General features: G+C 70.4%; 18 protein-coding genes. 8 read left to right on the plus strand and 10 right to left on the minus strand.

Annotated elements, in window-relative coordinates:
• Positions 1 to 147: 147 nt before the first annotated feature.
• From FB465_RS09080 to FB465_RS09100, 5 genes are all read right to left on the minus strand, one after another.
• A complete protein-coding gene (locus FB465_RS09080) occupies positions 148 to 1,029 on the minus strand; it encodes an amidohydrolase family protein (RefSeq protein WP_145789294.1) in 882 nt (293 codons plus the stop codon).
• A complete protein-coding gene (locus tag FB465_RS09085; RefSeq protein WP_145789296.1) occupies positions 1,022 to 2,650 on the minus strand; it encodes an acyl-CoA dehydrogenase family protein in 1,629 nt (542 codons plus the stop codon). The genes FB465_RS09080 and FB465_RS09085 overlap by 8 nt, the downstream gene beginning before the upstream one ends.
• Positions 2,650 to 3,261: a TetR/AcrR family transcriptional regulator gene (locus FB465_RS09090; RefSeq protein WP_145789298.1), complete on the minus strand. Its 612-nt coding sequence runs from the start codon at positions 3,259 to 3,261 to the stop codon at positions 2,650 to 2,652. The genes FB465_RS09085 and FB465_RS09090 overlap by 1 nt, the downstream gene beginning before the upstream one ends.
• A 114-nt stretch (positions 3,262 to 3,375) precedes the next feature.
• Positions 3,376 to 4,224, minus strand: coding sequence for a S1 family peptidase (locus tag FB465_RS09095; RefSeq protein WP_145789300.1), 849 nt, complete (start codon positions 4,222 to 4,224; stop codon positions 3,376 to 3,378).
• 89 nt (positions 4,225 to 4,313) lie between these two features.
• Positions 4,314 to 4,934, minus strand: a complete 621-nt coding sequence (locus FB465_RS09100) for a TetR family transcriptional regulator (protein WP_145789303.1) — start codon at positions 4,932 to 4,934, stop codon at positions 4,314 to 4,316.
• A gap of 114 nt (positions 4,935 to 5,048) precedes the next feature.
• Here FB465_RS09100 and FB465_RS35670 point away from each other — a divergent pair, with 114 nt between their 5' ends.
• On the plus strand, positions 5,049 to 5,201 hold the full coding sequence (locus FB465_RS35670) for a hypothetical protein (protein WP_170290533.1): 153 nt from the start codon (positions 5,049 to 5,051) through the stop codon (positions 5,199 to 5,201).
• Between the two features lie 27 nt (positions 5,202 to 5,228).
• A complete protein-coding gene (locus FB465_RS09105) occupies positions 5,229 to 5,483 on the plus strand; it encodes a DUF4190 domain-containing protein (protein ID WP_342791792.1) in 255 nt (84 codons plus the stop codon).
• A gap of 9 nt (positions 5,484 to 5,492) precedes the next feature.
• Here the strand turns inward: FB465_RS09105 and FB465_RS09110 are convergent, their stop codons facing one another.
• On the minus strand, positions 5,493 to 7,385 hold the full coding sequence (locus FB465_RS09110; protein WP_145789306.1) for a ricin-type beta-trefoil lectin domain protein: 1,893 nt from the start codon (positions 7,383 to 7,385) through the stop codon (positions 5,493 to 5,495).
• A gap of 314 nt (positions 7,386 to 7,699) precedes the next feature.
• Here FB465_RS09110 and FB465_RS09115 point away from each other — a divergent pair, with 314 nt between their 5' ends.
• Genes FB465_RS09115 through FB465_RS09125 form a run of 3 tightly spaced genes read left to right on the plus strand, consistent with a single transcriptional unit; the run spans position 7,700 to position 10,620 of the window.
• Positions 7,700 to 9,106 carry a chitinase gene (locus FB465_RS09115; RefSeq protein WP_145789308.1) on the plus strand — a complete coding sequence of 469 codons (1,407 nt, stop codon included), beginning with the start codon at positions 7,700 to 7,702 and terminating at the stop codon, positions 9,104 to 9,106.
• A 19-nt stretch (positions 9,107 to 9,125) separates the two neighbouring features.
• On the plus strand, positions 9,126 to 10,319 hold the full coding sequence (locus FB465_RS09120) for an alginate lyase family protein (RefSeq protein ID WP_145789310.1): 1,194 nt from the start codon (positions 9,126 to 9,128) through the stop codon (positions 10,317 to 10,319).
• Between the two features lie 37 nt (positions 10,320 to 10,356).
• Positions 10,357 to 10,620, plus strand: coding sequence for a hypothetical protein (locus FB465_RS09125; protein WP_145789311.1), 264 nt, complete (start codon positions 10,357 to 10,359; stop codon positions 10,618 to 10,620).
• Between the two features lie 66 nt (positions 10,621 to 10,686).
• Here FB465_RS09125 and gcl read toward each other — a convergent pair whose 3' ends face one another.
• Both gcl and FB465_RS09135 read right to left on the minus strand, forming a co-directional pair.
• Entirely contained in the window at positions 10,687 to 12,474 is a 1,788-nt protein-coding gene (gcl, locus tag FB465_RS09130; protein WP_145789313.1) for a glyoxylate carboligase, read from the minus strand.
• Positions 12,475 to 12,985: 511 nt separating this feature from the next.
• The gene (locus FB465_RS09135; RefSeq protein WP_145789314.1) at positions 12,986 to 14,194 is read right to left on the minus strand and encodes a PucR family transcriptional regulator; all 1,209 of its coding nucleotides are present in this window, start codon (positions 14,192 to 14,194) and stop codon (positions 12,986 to 12,988) included.
• A 165-nt stretch (positions 14,195 to 14,359) separates the two neighbouring features.
• Between FB465_RS09135 and FB465_RS09140 the strand changes: the two genes are divergently transcribed.
• The 3 genes from FB465_RS09140 to FB465_RS37890 all read left to right on the plus strand — a co-directional run bounded on the left by FB465_RS09140 (position 14,360) and on the right by FB465_RS37890 (position 17,071).
• Entirely contained in the window at positions 14,360 to 15,565 is a 1,206-nt protein-coding gene (locus FB465_RS09140) for a lactate 2-monooxygenase (protein WP_145789316.1), read from the plus strand.
• Positions 15,562 to 16,533, plus strand: coding sequence for a 2-hydroxyacid dehydrogenase (locus FB465_RS09145; protein WP_145789318.1), 972 nt, complete (start codon positions 15,562 to 15,564; stop codon positions 16,531 to 16,533). The genes FB465_RS09140 and FB465_RS09145 overlap by 4 nt, the downstream gene beginning before the upstream one ends.
• Positions 16,534 to 16,657: 124 nt before the next feature.
• Positions 16,658 to 17,071, plus strand: a complete 414-nt coding sequence (locus FB465_RS37890; RefSeq protein ID WP_425461154.1) for a DUF6234 family protein — start codon at positions 16,658 to 16,660, stop codon at positions 17,069 to 17,071.
• Here the strand turns inward: FB465_RS37890 and FB465_RS09150 are convergent.
• Both FB465_RS09150 and FB465_RS09155 read right to left on the minus strand, forming a co-directional pair.
• Positions 17,008 to 17,268, minus strand: a complete 261-nt coding sequence (locus tag FB465_RS09150) for a hypothetical protein (protein ID WP_145789320.1) — start codon at positions 17,266 to 17,268, stop codon at positions 17,008 to 17,010. The two genes, FB465_RS37890 and FB465_RS09150, sit on opposite strands and share 64 nt — an antisense overlap.
• Positions 17,265 to 17,615 carry a hypothetical protein gene (locus tag FB465_RS09155; protein ID WP_246192585.1) on the minus strand — a complete coding sequence of 117 codons (351 nt, stop codon included), beginning with the start codon at positions 17,613 to 17,615 and terminating at the stop codon, positions 17,265 to 17,267. Before FB465_RS09155 ends, FB465_RS09150 begins: the two co-directional genes overlap by 4 nt.
• Between the last annotated feature and the right edge of the window lie 170 nt (positions 17,616 to 17,785).

The raw sequence follows: 17,785 nt of genomic DNA on the forward strand, positions 1-17,785 counted from the left end.
AGTAGGCGACCATCCGGTCAGGATTGGGCATCCCAGGGGCGCGGTGAACTGCGCGAGGCGGGAGGCTACAGGCCGGTACCTTCCGATCTCGCGCAGCTCCCCGCGCCCCTGGGGTTGGCCACCTGCCTCACCTACCGGCGGACGAGCTCAGGCAGCCCGGATCCCGAACAGCCCAGCGGCGTTGTCGTGGCACACCGCCCGCAGCCAGTCGTCCCCCAGCCCGAGCCCGGCCAGCGCGTGCAGGGCCTCGGCGTACGGGTACGGGATGTTGGGGAAGTCCGTGCCGAGCAGGATGCGGTCCTGCAGGTCCAGCAGGCGCGGGAGTTGGCCGGGCGGGAAGGGCGCCTTCTGCTCGGTGAAGCCGGTGAACGCCATCGTGGTGTCGAGGTGGACGTACGCATACTGCGCCGCGAGATCCAGGAACTCCGCGTACTCCGGCAGGCCCATGTGCGCCACCACCAGTCGCAGCCGGGGGTGACGGTGGAGGACGGCCCCGATCGGGCCCGGGCCGGTGTGCTTGCCCGGTACCGGGCCCGAGCCGCAGTGCGTGACCACGGGCGTGCCGCTCTCCGCGAGCAGGCCCCAGGTCTCGTCCAGCAGCGGGTCGGCCGGGTCGTACGCGCCGACCTGCAGGTGGGCCTTGAAGACCCGCGCGCCCTGCTCGAGCGCCGTGGCGACACAGCGCTCGGCGCCCGGCTCGGGGAAGAAGGTCGCCGTGTGAAGGCAGTCGGGGGTGCGGGCCGCGAAGTCGGCAGCCCAGGCGTTGAGCCAGGCCGCCATCCCCGGCTTGTGCGGGTAGAGCATCGCCGTGAACGCCCGGACGCCGAACTCCCGTAGGCGGGCGAGCCGTTGCTGCTCCTCCTCGCGGTAGGTGATGGGCCAGGGGCGGCCGGTCAGCGGACCGGCCGCGTCGAAGTAGGCCCACACCTTGGCCAGAACCCGCTCGGGCATGAAGTGCGTGTGCACGTCCACCAGCCCCGGCAGGCCCAAATCCTGCCAGAACGCCCGGACTTCCGCCGTCTCACTCATGCCGCGCCCGCACCAGGATCGCCTCCGTGTCCAGCCCGGTCGGCAGGGTGCCGAACGCACCACCGTGGTCGCCGCCGAGCCGGGACGCGCAGAACGCCTCGGCCACCGCCGGGTCACCGTGGCGGACCAGCAACGCGCCCTGGAAGGCCAGCGCCAGCTGTTCGACCACTCGGCGCGTCCGGTACTCGAGGTCGGTCAGGTCGCCGAGCTGCTTGCGCAGTCCGGCGACGGCCGCGTCCAGCCGGCGGTCCGCGCCCGCGGCCTGGTCGAGCTCGGCGAAGAAGGCCTCGACGGTGGCGGGCCGCTTGGCCATCGCCCGCAGCGCGTCCAGCGCCGCGACGTTGCCCGAGCCCTCCCAGATGGAGACCAGCGGGGCCTCCCGGTAGAGCCGGGGCATGCCCGACTCCTCGACGTAGCCGTTGCCGCCCAGGCACTCCAGCGCCTCGGCCGCGTGCGCGGGGCCGCGCTTGCAGACCCAGTACTTGGAGACGGCCAGGCCGAGGCGCCGCACCAGCGCCTCCTGTTCGTCCCCGGCCAGTGCCAGATCGGTGGCGGCGGCCAGCCGCAGCGCGACGGTGGTGGCCGCCTCGGACTCGACCACCAGGTCGGCGAGCACGTTGCGCATCAGCGGCTGGTCCACCAGCGCGGCGCCGAACGCCCGCCGGTGGGTGGCGTGGTGCAGCGCCCGGACGGCGCCGAGGCGCATCCCGGAGGCCGCGCCGAGGGTGCAGTCCAGGCGCGTCATGTTGACCATCTCGATGATGGTCTGGACCCCGCGGCCCTCCTCGCCGACCAGCCAGCCGACGGCGCCGTCGTACTCGATCTCGGCGGAGGCGTTGGAGCGGTTGCCCAGCTTGTCCTTGAGCCGCTGCAGCAGGATCCGGTTCCGGCTGCCGTCGGGCAGCACGCGGGGCAGCATGAAGCAGCTCAGCCCGCCCGGCGCCTGGGCCAGCGTCAGGAAGAGGTCCGACATCGGCGCCGAGGTGAACCACTTGTGGCCGGTCAGCCGGTACGTGCCGTCGGCCTGCGGGACGGCACTCGTGGTGTTGGTCCGGACGTCGGAGCCGCCCTGCTTCTCCGTCATCGACATCCCGGCGATCAGGCCGCGCTTGGAGCCGGGCTCGCGCAGCCCGAAGTCGTACTCCGACGCCGCGAGAAGTGGTTCGAGCCGCTCGGCGAGCTCTGGCGCGGACCGCAGTGCGGGGACGGACGCGTACGTCATGGAGATCGGACAGCTGTGGCCCGCCTCCACCTGGCCCCAGACGTAGAACTTGGCGGCCCGGGCGGTGTGCGCGCCGGGCCGGTCGTCGCGCCAGGGCGCGGCGTGCAGACCGTGGGAGACGGCGGTGCGCATCAGCTCGTGCCAGGCGGGGTGGAACTCGACTTCGTCGATCCGGTGTCCGTACCGGTCGTGGGTGCGCAGCACCGGCTCGTACTCGTTGGCCAACCTGCCCCACTCGGCGGCCTGTTCGGTACCCGCCAGCCGGCCGAGCTCGTGCAGCTCGGGCGCGGCCCAGCCCGCGCCGGCCCGGTCGAGGGCGGCGAGCAGGGTGGGGTCCGCCGCCACGTCGTGGCCGTGGAGGTCGGGCACCTGGTTGGTGACCTCGTGCGTCGGCGACATCACGCTTCTCCTTGAGTCGGGTCTCCCAGGGCACGCAGGGTGAAGGAGACCAGGGCGGGGATCACCTCGTCCGGACGAGAGCCGGCCGCGAGCGGGCCGACCAGTGCCTCGCCGACCGCGCCCACGAGGGCGGCAGCGGTCAGCACGGCGTTCTGGTCCGGGAGCCGGCCGGTGGCGATGGCGTCGGCGATCTGGGCTGCGATCAGGTCGCGGAAGGCCCGGCGGAAGACCAGCCGTTCGGCGTCCACCACCGCGTCCGCGGGCTCCGCGAGCAGCGCGTACGCCAGCCGGGGGGCCTTGAGGGCGCGCCCCGCGAAGGTCTCGACGACCGCCGTCACCCGCCGGTGCGGGGTGCTCTCACGGGCGGCGGCCTCGGTGACGGCCGCCACCTCCCGGCCCACCACGGTACGGAACAGCTCGACGGACAGCTCGGCCTTGCCGGCGAAGTGCTGGTACATGCTGCCGGTCGCGATCCCGGCACGGTGTGCGACCGCCGCCATCGAGCAGCCGCCGTAGCCGCGCTCGGCGAGCAGCGCGACGGCAGCCTGCAGCACCGCCTCGCGCTGGGCGTCGAGCCGGGCCTGCACGGCCGGGGTGCGTCGGTAAGCCATGACAAGAATTGAAGCACTGATTCAGAGCTTCGAACAGGGAGCACGCCGGAGCGGCGGCAAGCAGAACGGGCCGCCCCGGAGGGCGGCCCGTTCAGGAGTGCGGCGCGGCGGCCGCTACGGCCGGGGCAGTGCGCAGCCGGCCAGTGTGAGGTCCAGCTTGTTGCCGGACGCGAAGCAGGCGGGGATCCCGTACGTCTCCTGGGCGTAGTTGATGCCCTGACGGACCGTCACCTTGCCGTTCTCGTCAACCTCGCACGGGTTGTTCTCGGTGCAGGTCTCGCCGTCCTCGTTACCGGTGTTGTTGACGGCGACGACCTGGCCGGTGGCCGTGTCGATCACCGGCGAGCCGGAGGTTCCGCCGATGGTGTTGCAGCTGGAGGTGTACCGGACCGCGTCCTTGAAGGTCCAGCCGCCCTCCTTGAGACGGTAGACGAAGCCGTCGATGTTGCAGGAGTAGGTCTTCTTCCAGTACCCGGAGACCACCTTGATCGAGGCACCGGCGAGCGGGTGGCTCGCCGACATGGTCAGCGGACTGATGCCGTAGCGCGACCGGATCGAGGAGTAGGTGGTGTTCAGCTGATAGAGCGTCACATCCGTGTCCGTCATGGCGCTGTACACGACCTTGTTCGCCCGGAGCGTGCCGAGCCGGCCTGCGGTCGAGCTGAGCAGCGTGAAGCCACGGCTGGACGACTGGTTGACGATCACCTCGCCGGGCGCGGGCATGCCGGTCTCGAGGCAGTGGCCGTTGGTCAGGATCAGCGCCGGGTCCGTGGCAACGGAGTTGGGCATCCTGACCAACGAGCCGGAGCAGTTGCTCAGCGCCACCGTGCCGGCGAAGTCGACGGTGACGGCGGCCTTCGCCGTACCCGTGGGGGCAGATGCGGAGGCGGGTGCGGCACCGGCCAGGGCGGTGGCCCCGGCCAGCAGGAGTGCGGAGAACGCGCCGATGAGCGGCTTCTTCATGAGAGGGCCTCTCGGTGTGGGGGTCCTCCAAACCTGACGTGGACATGTTTAGTTGTCAATACGGTTGCACGACTTGGCAGTTACCACACTCAGACGTTGCGCCAGTGCCTGCGCCCGACACTGATCAGCCGCAGCTGGGTCCGTGCGGTACGGGCGATCCGCCGCTCCGCCTCGGGTCCCGCGTCCAGGAAGGCCGCGGCAGTCGACACCATGTGGTCGACGTACAGCTCGGCGAGCATCCGGACGTCCTCCGCGCTCCAGCCTTCCGACACCGGCTGCGCGGCGAGGGCCTGGGCCACCTCGTCGGCGAAGCGCTGCAGCTCGGCCGCGATCGCCTCGCGCACGGGCTGCACTCCCCCGTGCCGCTCCCGGACGAGGAAGCGCACGTGGGCCCGGTGATCGCGGACGTGCCGGGCGATCACCTCGATCGTACGGTCGATGACCTCCTCGGCCTCGCCCTCCTCGGCGAGCGCCGCCCGGATCATCGCGTGCAGGCTCGCCAGGGACTCCTCGACCAGGGCGACCCCGAGCTCGGCCATGTCCCGAAAGTGGCGGTAGAACCCGGCCGGCGACATGCCCGCCTCCCGGGTGACCTCGCGCATCCCGAGGCTGCTCAGATTCTGGTGCTCCAGCAGGCGCAGGCCCGCATCCATCAGCCCGCGCCGGCTCTGCTGCTTCTGGGCCTGTCTGACCCCCAAGGTGTGACTCACATCATTCAGTAAACAACTGTTTGCCGACTTCCGCCAGCGTAGAGTGGAGAAGTCAGCGAACAGTTGTCATCACAAGTGTTCGCCGACTTTCCGACCTCTTGCGAAGGGTCAGCCATGCTCCTCGTCGTTCTCGTCGCGATGGGCCTCCTGATGGGGGCCGCCATCCACACCTCACTCCCGGTCTTCCTCGCCGCAAGCGCCGCGATCGCCGCCTGGCTGCTCCTCTTCGGCGCACGCGAGGGCCTCGCCCGCGTGAAGCGGCACTGACACCCCAGGAGTCCTGCCATGAATTTCATGACCAAGCGTCAGTCCATCGAGGACGCCGACCAGATGGCCGTCGCCTCGTTCGTCATCGGCCTGCTCGGCCTGCTGGTCTTCAACCTCGTGCTCGGCCCCTGCGCACTGGCCCTGGGCGGCCTCGCGCTGGTCCGGCAGACCCGACGCCGAGGGCGCGCCCTGCTCGGGCTCGCCCTCGGCGTCGCCGACCTGGCGGTGCTCGCGGTCAGCGTCCTCGGCAGCCACGGCACCATCTGGCAGCTCGGGGCCTGAGCCGCCCGCTCAGGCGGTGGGCGCGGTCCACTTCTGGTTGGCACCGCCGGTGCACGTCCAGATCTGGGTCGGCGTCCCGTTGGCGGAGTTGTTCCCGGTGACGTCCAGGCACCGGCCGGCCGCCGGGTTCACCAGATCGTGCGAGCTCGCGCTGTAGGACCACTGCTGGGCACCCGTCCCGTTGCAGTCGTAGAGCTGCACCTTGGTGCCGTCGGCGGTACCGGCGGCCGCGACGTCGAGGCACTTGCCGAGCGCGCGCACCGTGCCGTCGGTGCCCAGCGTCCAGTTCTGGGCGCCGGTGCCGTTGCAGTCGTAGAGCTGGACGGCGGTGCCGTTGGCGCTGTTCGCACCCGCCACGTCAAGGCACTTGCCCGCGAGCCCGGTGATCCGGCCCGTGGCGCCCGAACCCTGGCCACCGCTCCAGGTGAAGGTCGCCGAGGTCTTCGGCGGCAGGCTGTAACCGAAGTTCTGGCCGCCCCAGTTGACCCGGACGGTCTGCGCGCTGCCGGTGTCGTTGTAGGCGATCAGCGCCTTCGAACCGTCCGGGTTACGCCAGGCGACGTTCGGCACCGAAGAGTTGGCCGTGGAGTCGATCCGGTACGCACCCGGCCGCACGAACTTGGTGAGGTGGCCCATCGTGTAGTACTCGACGGTGAAGTCCACCTGGCCCGAGCGACTGTCCCCGTTGTGCACCGTGACCAGACCGGTGCAGGTGCCGCAACCGCCGTAGTGCGGGCCCATGTTCTGGTCCACCGCGAGGCTCCACTTGGTCACCGACTTACCCCAGTTCCGGGTGTAGTCGATGATGTTGCGCATGTCCTCCTGCTGCTGGTTGCCGATCCAGGTGCCGCCGGAGTGCTCGGTGTCGAAGGCGTCCAGGCCCGGGTACTGGTTGTGCACGGTGGTCTGCGCCGAGACGTCGCCGCCGTAGCCGTGCCAGGCCACACCGCCGAAGTTGGGGTGGTCGCGGATGGCCGGGTCGTCCACCACGGGAGCGGCGTAGCCGGCGTACTGGTCCCAGTTCCAGTCCAGCGCGAGCACCTTGGTGGATAGGCCGGCACCGGCGAGGGCCGGCAGCAGGTTGTTCTTGGTGAAGTACGCCAGCCCGGAGCCGTTCCAGCTCATCGAGGGGTACCCGGCGCAACAGGTCGGCTCGTTCTGCACGGTCACGTAGTTCACCGGTACGCCCTGCGCCTGGTATGCCTGAAGGTACTTCACGAAGTACTGCGCGTACGCGCCGTAGTCCTCCGCCTTCAGCCAGCCGCCGTTGAGGCTGCCGCTGTCCTTCATCCAGGCGGGTGCCGTCCAGGGGCTGGCCATCGTGGTCAGGCCGGGGTTGAGCTGCCTGGCCTGCCGGGTGAGCGGCAGGACGTCCGCGAGGTCGTGCGCCATCGAGAAGGCGGCCTGGCCCGGGTCGGTCTGGCCGGCGGGCAGGTCGTCGTACGTGTAGCCGTAGCGCGCCAGGTCGGAGGAGCCCATCGGGTTACGGACGAAGGAGAGGCCGATGCCGTCGGTCGGCGAGAACAGCTTGCTCATGGTCGCGTCCCGGGTGGCCGCCGACAGGGCGCCGCTGCTGTTCAGCAGCCAGGCGGCGGTGTCGGTGAAGGAGGCGCCGCCGCCGGTGAACTGCTGGTAGCGGGTGTTCTCGTCCACGGTGATCTGCTGGCCGCTGCCGCCCGTACCGGCGGTGAACGCGACGGACGCCTGCTGCTGCAGACCACGCGTCACATGGCGTCCGCCGGCGTCGTCGGTGGTGGTGAGCCAGACGGCCACCGGTTCGCCGGCCGCGTGGGCGGCGGGCGCGGCGGCCAGCAGGCCGGTGGCGGCGAGCGTGCCGGAGAGCAGGGCTGCGGCGAACCGTCGAAGGGGCGGGCGACTCTGGGCAGGTGGGGGCCAGGACATGGCGGCTCCGCCTTTCGGATCTGCCTCGGGTGGGGGATGCGCGCGAAACAGGCGGCGCTGAAAGGCCGTTGGTCTGCGGCGCGGTGAGATTCAACTCCCGGAAGAGAGTTCCGTCAAGGCTTGAAGAAAGTCACGGCATCATCAACTCATGAAGGCGCAGGCCTATGGGTCGCCAAGACAGATTTCGGAAGTTGACGGAATGACAGGCTCGAAAGGTTTAGACCAAACGCTTGACTCCTCGTCGACAACTCCGGTTGACTCCGTTGCCGAGCGGGCCCTCTCACCCCCACGCCGGTTCCTTCAGGAGGACACCCATGCCCCGCCTCCCCCACGCGGCGGCCCTCGCCGCATCCCTGGCCCTCGCCTCGGGCGCACTGCTCGCCACAGCCCCACAGGCCTCCGCCGCCGCCAACCCCGGCCCCGGCTTCCCCGCCCACTACGCCGCGCCCTACGTCGAGACCTGGAACTCCCCCTCGGCCATGGCCGACGCGCGCGCCGCCACCGGGCTGAAGTACTTCACCCTCGCCTTCGTCATCGCCGACGGCAGCTGCAACGCCACCTTCAACGGCAACACACCGATCTCGGACGCTGGTTGGCAGTCGGCCGTCAACAGCCTGCGCAGCGCAGGCGGCGACGTGATCGCCTCCTTCGGCGGCGCCGCGGGCACCGAACTCGCCCAGGCCTGCGGCTCGGTGAGCACCCTCAAGGCCCAGTACAAGCGAGTGGTCGACACCCTCAACCTCACCAGCATCGACCTGGACATCGAGGGCGGTGCCCTGAACGACACCGCCGCCAACGACCGCCGCAACCAGGCGCTGGCCTCGCTCCAGCAGGACTACGCGGCGGCCGGCCGCAGCCTCGCCGTCCACTACACCCTGCCGGTCAACCCCACCGGCCTGGAGTCCAACTCCCTGAGCCTGCTGAACAACGCCAAGAGCCGCGGGCTGGACGTCGGGGCCGTCAACATCATGACGATGGACTACGGCCCGAACCTCGACATGGGCCAGGCCGCGATCGACGCCGCCAACGCCCTGCACACCCAGCTCGGCCAGATCTGGACGGGCCGGACCTCCCAGCAGCTCTGGGCGATGGAGGGCAACACCCCGATGATCGGGGTCAACGACTCCACCAACGAGGTCTTCACCACCGCCAACGCCACCACCCTGACCAACTTCGCGGCGAGCAAGGGCATCCAACTGCTCGCGTTCTGGGCACTGGGCCGCGACAAGGCGTGTGCGAGCAACGGCACCCTCTCCAGCAGCTGCAGCGGCACCTCGCAGAGCCCGTACCAGTTCTCCCGCACCTTCAACACCCTCACCGGCGGCTCCTCCGGACGCCCGACCGGCCGGATCACCGGTTACGGCGGCAAGTGCGTCGACGTCGCGGCCGCCGGCACCGCCAACGGCACGGCGATCCAGCTGTACGACTGCAACGGCACGGCTGCCCAGAACTGGACGGTGGCGGCGGACGGTTCGCTGCAGGCGCTCGGCAAGTGCCTGGATGTCACCAGCGCGGGCACCGCCAACGGCACCCCGACCCAGCTCTGGGACTGCAACGGCACCGGCGCCCAGAAGTGGCAGCCCGGCAGCGGCGGCACCCTGGTCAACCCGGCATCCGGCCGCTGCCTCGACGCCACCGGGCCCAGCTCGGCCAACGGCACCCGGCTGCAGATCTGGGACTGCGCGGGAAGCCCCAACCAACAGTGGGCCCTGCCCTCCTGACCACGAGCGGAAGGATCCCATGAACCGCCGCACCTGGCGCCTGCCGGCCCTGACCGGACTCCTCGCCCTCCTCACCTCCGGCCTCACGGCCGTGCCCACCGCCCAGGCCGCTCTGACCGCACCGACCGCCTTCACCCATCCGGGAGTCCTGGTCAGCCGCGCCCAACTCGACTTGGTCCGGGCAAAGGTCCAGGCCGGGGCGCAGCCCTGGAAGGCTGCCTACGACCAGATGCACGCGAGCAAGTACGCCTCGCTCAGCCGAACGCCCAAGCCACGGGCGGTGGTCGAGTGCGGCTCGTACTCCAACCCCAACTACGGCTGCACCGACGAGCGTGAGGACGCACTGGCCGCGTACACCTTGGCACTGGAGTGGTACGTCACCCGGGACAGCCGCTACGCCGCCAAGGCGATCCAGATCATGGACGCCTGGTCCGCCACCATCACCGACCACACCAACAGCAACGGCCCGTTGCAGACCGCCTGGTCGGCCTCCAGCTGGCCGCGCGCCGCCGAGATCATCCGCTACACCTACACCGGCTGGCCCAGCGACAAGGTCAACCGCTTCGGCACGATGCTGCGCAACGTCTACCTCCCGAAGGTGGTCAACGGCTCCAACAGCAACGGCAACTGGGAGCTGAGCATGACCGAGGCCACCATCGGCATCGCGGTCTTCCTCGACGACCGTACGGTCTACGACAAGGCGGTGACCAAGTTCCGCGGCCGGGTGCCCGCGTACATCTACCTCGCCTCGGACGGCGCCCTGCCGAGGACCGCGCCCGGCAGCGGGCTCGACACCCGCGCCGAGATCGTCAACTACTGGCAGGGCCAGAGCACTTTCGTCGACGGCCTCACCCAGGAGACCTGCCGGGACTTCACCCACACCGGCTACGGCCTCTCGGCGATCTCGCACGTGGCGGAGACCAGCCGGATCCAGGGCCAGGACCTCTACCCGGAGGTCGCCGACCGGCTGCGTCACGCACTGGGCCTCCAGGCCACGTACGAGCTGGGCGCGGCCGTCCCGTCCTGGCTCTGCGGCGGAGCGCTGCACAAGGGTCTCGGCCCGGTCACCGAGGTGGGCTTCAACGCCCTTCACCACCGCCTCGGTTACGGCATGGACAACACCCAGAGGCTGACCGAACAGCAACGCCCGGCTGGCGCCAACAACCTCTTCACCGCCTGGGAGACCCTCACCCACGCGGACAACCCGAATTGAGTGGTCCCCCGGCCCGGCGACTGGAAGGATCAGGCGGATGGAACTGCGTATCGCACTCGAGGACTGGGCCGACGTCGACGTCGCCCAGCTCGCGCTCGGCCAGGCGCTCGGGATCTTCCCGAAGGACGCGGGCGTCCGGGAGTTCAAGTACGTGTTCTGGTCGGCCAACCCACTCGGGGACGCGCTCTACGCCCAACTGCTGAAGCTGGTCGACGGCAAGGTCCTCGAGCGCCGGGACGAGCCGGACATCCAGTTCCGCTGGATCCTCACGGATCCGCACCTGGCCGCCTCCGTGGACTGACCCCCTGACGGACTGTGGCCCGGTAGCGCCTGAAGCGCTACCGGGCCACAGCCGGCGCTCGGCCGATCAGACCTTGAGAGCCTTGATCGCGGTCGGGGCGTGGCCCGGCTCGGTCGCGAGCTCCTCGAACTCGGTGACGTTGCTCATGTCGACCGTCTTGCTCATCGAGATGTTGGTGATGCGCTCCAGGATGGCCTCGACGACGACCGGGACCTGGAACTCGGCGGCGAGCTTCTTGGCCTCCTCGAAGGCGGCACCCAGCTCGTTCGGGTCGGTGACGCGGATGGCCTTGACGCCCAGACCCTCCGCGACCTTGACGTGGTCGACGCCGTAGACGCCGATCTCCGGGGTGTTGATGTTCTCGAACTCCAGGTTGACCTGGAAGTTGATGTCCAGGCCGATCTGCGCCTGGCGGATCAGACCCAGGTAGGCGTTGTTCACGAGAACGTGGACGTAGGGGACCTTGTGCTGGGCGGCGACCGCCAGCTCCTCGATCATGAACTGGAAGTCGTAGTCGCCGGAGAGGGCGACGATCGGCGTCCCCGGGTCGGCGGTGGCGGCACCGATCGCGGCCGGGATGGTCCAGCCGAGCGGGCCGGCCTGGCCGCAGTTGATCCAGTGGCGCGGCTTGTAGACGTGCAGCATCTGCGCGCCGGCGATCTGGGAGAGGCCGATGGTGGTGACGTAACGCGTCTCCGGGCCGAAGGCCTTGTTCATCTCCTCGTAGACGCGCTGCGGCTTCATCGGGATGTTGTCGAAGTGCGTGCGGCGCAGCAGGGTTGCCTTGCGCTCCTGGGCGGAGGCGGCCCAGGCGCTGAAGTCCGGCAGCTTGCCCTCGGCCTTGAGCTCCTTGGCGACCTCGATGAGGAGCTCCAGCGCGGCCTTGGCGTCGGAGGCGATGCCGAAGTCCGGGGCGAAGATCTTGCCGATCTGGGTCGGCTCGATGTCGACGTGGACGAACTTCCGGCCCTTGGTGTACGCCTCCAGGTTGTAACCGGTGTGGCGGTTGGCCCAGCGGTTGCCGATGCCGAGGACGAAGTCCGACTCCAGGAAGGTCGCGTTGCCGTAGCGGTGCGAGGTCTGCACGCCGACCATGCCGGCGCTCAGCTCGTGGTCGTCCGGGATGGTGCCCCAGCCCATCAGGGTGGAGATGACCGGAACGCCGGTCAGCTCGGCGAACTCGACCAGCAGGTCGGAGGCGTCGGCGTTGATGATGCCGCCGCCGGAGACGATCAGCGGGCGCTCGGACTCCAGCAGGAACTGGATCGCCTTCTCGATCTGGGCGCGGGTCGCGAACGGCTTGTAGACCGGCAGCGGCTCGTAGGTCTCGGGGTCGAACTCGATCTCGGTCAGCTGGACGTCGATCGGCAGGTCGATGAGGACCGGGCCGGGACGGCCGGAGCGCATCAGGTGGAAGGCCTCCTGGAAGACGCCCGGGACCTGCGCGGCCTCCAGCACGGTGGTGGCCTTCTTGGTGACCGGCTTGGCGATCGAGGCGATGTCGACGGCCTGGAAGTCCTCCTTGTGGAGCTTCGAGACCGGTGCCTGGCCCGTGATGCAGAGGATCGGGATCGAGTCGGCGATCGCCGAGTAGAGACCGGTGATCATGTCGGTGCCGGCCGGGCCGGAGGTGCCGATGCAGACACCGATGTTGCCGGCCTTGGCGCGGGTGTAGCCCTCCGCCATGTGCGAGGCGCCCTCGACGTGGCGGGCCAGCGTGTGCTTGATGCCGCCACCCTCCTTGAGGGCCCGGTAGAACGGGTTGATCGCTGCGCCCGGCACGCCGAACGCAACCTCAACACCTTCGCGCTTGAGGATCTCCACTGCCGCGCGGGCGGCTGTCATTCGAGGCATCGGGGTACTCCTGCGTCGGCCCGTGATGGTCGGGGGCTTCGTCCGCCCGAGGATTCGCCGTATGCGAGCGATTCCACGATGCGGAAGAATAGTTTTGGTATGCGAAAGCAAAGTAAGCCGACGCCCGCGCACCCGTCAAGAGGGATCCGGACCGGTGGGGGTGGAGCGGCAGCCCGCGCCGGACCGAGGACCGGGGTGCGGGAAGTACGGCCGTTGTGCTCCGTGAACGAAGAGCAGATTTCGGGCCGTGAATTCTCGACCAACTCTGGCGATCCGGGGCTGCGGCCACTACCGGACGATCCTTCAAGGAATCGCGCGACGGACCGGGGCAAATTCGACGGAACCGCTGTTCACGCCCGTCCCCCGCCAACCTCCCAGGTCGGAGGCCCCGGGCGGGCGGGGGTCGTACGCCTCCGGACGCGGGAGTCCGAGCGTTCGTGGTGGAATTCCGGAAAGGGTCCCGGATCAGCGGAAACCGCGGGCCGCGAATACCTGACGCGCCGTTACCGGATCAGCTCTCCGGCAGGCCGAGGCGATGGCCGAGCGTGCGGGCGATGTCGAGGGTGAGGCGCTGCCACGGGTCCCTCGGGTCGCGTCCGGTGAGCTCGCGGACCCGCCGCAGCCGGTAGCGCATGGACTGCGGGTGCAGATGCAGGCTCCGGGCGCCGGCGCTGGCGGTGCCGGCGTCGAGGTAGGCGGCGAGAGCGTCGAGGAGGTGTCGCCGGGCCGGGTCCGCGAGCGGGCCCAGGACGATGCGGGCGATCCGGTCGGGGGTGAGGGTGGCGCGACCGGCGAGCAGGCCGAGGACGTGCGCGTCCGCATCGGTGAGCACGCGGTCCGGGTGGTGGGCGTGGGCGGGCGCGGTGTCCAGGGCGTCGGTCGCGAGGCGGTGGGCCGCGGCGATGCGGTCGAGGCTCTCGCCGGTGATGGCACAGCCCCGCAGGGCCCGGGCACGGAGGGCCGCCGGGGCCAGGTCGGCGGCGGCCGCGGGCAGCAGCAGGACGAGGCGCGGCCCCCGGACGGTGGCGAGGGCCGTCGCGCCACCGTCGGTACGGGCGGGCGCCAGGGCCTCGAGCAGCTCGGCTGCGGAGAGCTCCGGCGCCGACTCCTGCGTACTCGGTTCGGCGACCAACAGGCAGTAAGGGTCGGGGAGTTGGATGCCGAGCCGGCCGGAACGGTCGGCGAGCGCCGCCGCCGAGGCCTGCCGCCCGGCGATCAGGTCGTCCAGCAGGCTCTGCAAGGCCCTGGCCCGGTCCCCGGTCAGGCTCTCGCTGGCGGCCGCATAGGCGGTGGTCATCACCTCGGAGATGGTGTCGAGGGTGGTCAGCAGCACCCGGGTCAGCGCGAAGATGTCGGCGCCGTCGAGCTGCCGCCCGGCCCCCTGCCTGCCCCGGCACTCCTCGATCACCTCGGCGATCGCGGCGGCCGCCACCCGGTACGCGCGCAGCACAGCCTGCAGCGGGCGGCCGTCGGCGGCGCGGGCGGCGGCGATGCCGCGCAGCCGCCGCAGGTCCGCCTCGTCCAGGGCGGAGTCGGTGACCCAGAAGTCCAGGATCCGTCCGAGCGCCCAGCCGGCGATGGACCCGATCTCCGGCAGCCGGCTGTCGTCCAGCGCGGCGTACGCGGGCACCTGGGCGTGCACCGCCTCGACCATGACCGTGACCACGCCGGGATCCCCGGCGAGTTCCTGCCGGACCCGCTCGCGTTCGCGCCTTCCCATCCCGGGCCCGCCTCGCCTCCGTCGCAGGTCTCTCTCGCAGCTCTTTGTCACAGGGTGATGAATCCAGCGGTGCGATGTGCGCAGCACCGTGGACTGCGATTGTCACACTCGACAGGATGCGGGGGACAGACGATCGGCGGCAGTACCCCGAAGGAGTGGTCTGCGATGAGTACGGAACCGGCGAAGGACTGGGCGGCCAAGGACTGGGCGGCCTTCCAGTACGAGATCTATCTGAACGGCATGACCGGCGCGGTCCCCCGGATGCCCACCGATCTGACCCGGCTGGAGGAGGCGGCCGAACGGCGGCTCGGCCCCGGGCCCGTCGGCTATGTCGCGGGCAGCGCCGGCAACGGCCGCACCGAGCGGGCCAACCGGGCCGCGCTCGACCGGTGGCAGATCGTGCCGCAGATGCTGCGCGACGTCCGGCGGCGGGACCTCTCGGTGGAGGTGCTGGGCACCCGGCTGCCGGCTCCGCTCGCGCTGGCCCCGGTCGGCGTGCTGTCGATCATGCACCCGGACGCCGAGCCAGCGGCCGCCCGGGCCGCCGCCGCGCAGGGCGTCCCCTTCATCCTCTCCTCGGCCTCCAGTACGCCGATGGAGCAGGTCGCCGCGGCGATGGGAGACGGCGAGCGGTGGTTCCAGCTGTACTGGGCCAAGGACCGCGAGGTCACAAGGAGCTTCCTGCAGCGCGCCAGGACCGCAGGATTCACCGCTCTGTTCGTCACCCTGGACACCCCCCTGCTGGCCTGGCGGCCCCGCGACCTCGACCAGGCCTACCTCCCCTTCCTGCGCGGCGTCGGGACGGCCAACTACTTCAGCGACCCCGCGTTCCAGGCGGGGCTGGCCAAGCCGGTGCACGAGGATCTCAACGCCGCCGTCCTGCACTTCGTCCAGATGTTCGCCGACCCCGGGAAGACCTGGGAGGACCTGGCCTTCCTGCGGGAGAACTGGGACGGACCGATCGTCCTCAAGGGGATCCTGCACCCCGACGACGCGCGCCGTGCGGCCGACGCGGGCATGGACGGCGTGGTGGTCTCCAACCACGGCGGGCGTCAGGTCAACGGCTCGATCGGCGCCGCCGACGCGCTCCCGGGCGTGGTCAAGGCGGTCGGCGACCGGCTCGACGTGCTCTTCGACAGCGGCATCCGGACCGGCGACGACGTCTTCAAGGCACTCGCCCTCGGCGCCCGTACCGTCCTGCTCGGCCGCCCGTACGCGTACGGGCTGGGCCTGGACGGACAGGCCGGGGTCGAGCACGTGATCCGCTCCCTGCTTGCCGAATTCGACCTCACCCTCGCCCTGTCCGGCCACACCTCGCCGGGCCGGCTCACCCCCGACGCCCTAGCCGCCCTCCCCCAGGAGCTCCTGTGACCCCGAAGAACGTCCTCGCCGTCGTCTCCCCCCACGTCGGCGGCCGTACGGTCGGCGCGGCGCTCGCCTCCCTCTTCGAGGAGCGGGCCCGGGTCACCGTCGTGGAGACCGCCGAGGAGGATCCGCAGGCTCTCCGGGAGGCCCAGGTGATCATCACCGGGCTCGGTCCGGTCACCGCCGAGCACCTCGCCGCCGCACCCGGTCTGGAACTGGTCCAGTGCGCGAGCCACGGCTTCGACTACGTCGACCTGGAGGCCGCCCGGCGGCAGGGTGTGACGGTCTGCAACATCGGCTCCAGCGGCGCCGAGAAGCAGAACGTCGCCGAGCAGACCTTCGCCCTGATGCTGGCGCTCGCCAAGCAGTTGGTCCCCGCCCACACCGCACTCACCGAGGGCGACTGGGCACTGCCCCGGCTCCAGCAGTCCATCACCGAGCTGTCCGGCAAGACCCTGGGCATCGTCGGCCTGGGCCACATCGGAGAGGAAGTCGCCCGCCGGGCCGCCGCGTTCGAGATGACCGTCCTGTACACCGGCCCCCAGGCGGCGCCGGCCGAGGTCGAGCAGCGCCTCGGCGCCCGACGGGTGGAACTCGACGAACTCCTTCGCACCAGCGACTACATCTCCCTGCACGCACCGCTCACCGAGAGCACCCGGCACCTCCTGAACGCGGAGCGCCTCGCCCTGCTCAAGCCCACCGCCTTCGTCATCAACACCGCCCGCGGCGCCCTGATCGACCAGGAGGCCCTCGCCGACGCCCTGGAGGCGGGCGTCCTCGCCGGAGCGGGCATCGACGTCTTCGACCCCGAACCGCCAACTGCGGGGCTGCGCCTGCTCCGTGCGCCGAACGTCGTGCTCTCGCCCCACGTCGCCGGGGTGACCCGGGAGACCCTGATCCGGATCGCCCTGGCCGCCGTCCAGAACGTCGCCGACCACCTGGACGGCAAGCCCCCGCGCGACGTCATCGACTGATCCCCCGTGGCCTCGCCGCCGGGTGGGAAACGGACCGCCGTGTGCAGAACTGGTGTTGTGGAGCAGCAGTTCTGAGTATCCGTACTCAGGTGTCGGCAGCTCCCGGTCAGCGAGTCTGACGTACATGACTTCGGCTTCTCTTCCCACCCGGCCGCGCACGGCACGGGCCCCCTGGTTCCTTGATCTGCTGGGGGCATGCGCGGTCCTGGCCCTGGAGACCGCCTTCCTTGCAGCCGTCGGGTTCTCGGCACTCATGGCGGGATGGGCCTCGCACGACGAGTCGTCGGCGTCGACGCCCTCGATGGGCAGCCATGCCCTCGCGCTCGGTGTACTCGCCGTGGTGGCCGGTATCGCAGCGGTCGGCCTGTTCCGTGCTCGGGCACCGATCACCGCCGCAAGCCAGGTCCTGGCCGCGGCAGTGCTGGCCTTCTCCGCCCTGGCCATCGGGTTTGGTGCTTACGTCAGGGCTGACTCTCACCGTCCCAGCGGCGGCGTCACCTGGCAGATGAATACGAGTTCCAAGCGCGGGACGACGTAGTACGCGAAGAAGCCTCCGGCAACATCGATGTACTGCATAGGCTCGCCGCTTCCCTCATAGGTGGTGCCGTCCAGGAAGAGTGCCTCAGCGGCTCGGACGAGTTCGCCGGCCTTCTCCTCGACAGCCTTGAGGAAGTCAGCCGGCGCACCGCTGGTGACGTACTCCTCACTCGGGATGTACTCCCAACTCCAGCTCACCCGTTCACCACCGCGAAGGCCCTGCGGTAGAGCTCGGCGACGGCGACGGCGTGCCTGCGGCACTCCTCCACGGTCTCGGCATGGTTGGCGAGGTAATTCGCGCGATGGTATGCCTTCGCCACCTCCGGCATACGCTCGATCTCCACCACGGTGGCCCAGTGCGTCAGGAACGCTTGGATGGGGCCGATGCTGCCGACCTTGATGGCCTCCGCCATGGCCTTGGTCTGCCCTTCCACCATCTCGGGAAGGCGATCTGCGGCGACGACGGTGAGCGCGGCCTTGAGCGCGGCCGGGGTCTTCTCGGGGCGGGGAATGAGCTCGGTTCCGTCGTGCATCGGCTGACTCATGGTGGCGCTCCTCTCGTCTCCGGTGAGGCTACTCGTCATCAGCGCGCCAGTCGCACAGCCCACCCACGTCGCCCGTTGACTCACGTCTGGTCCGCAGCGTTGCCAGCCCTACCAGCCGGTGCCCAGGCGATGCACCAGCGCCTGCGGGTGGCCCCCAGCCCGGCATCGGC

Source organism: Kitasatospora atroaurantiaca (assembly GCF_007828955.1).
Lineage (GTDB): Bacteria > Actinomycetota > Actinomycetes > Streptomycetales > Streptomycetaceae > Kitasatospora > Kitasatospora atroaurantiaca.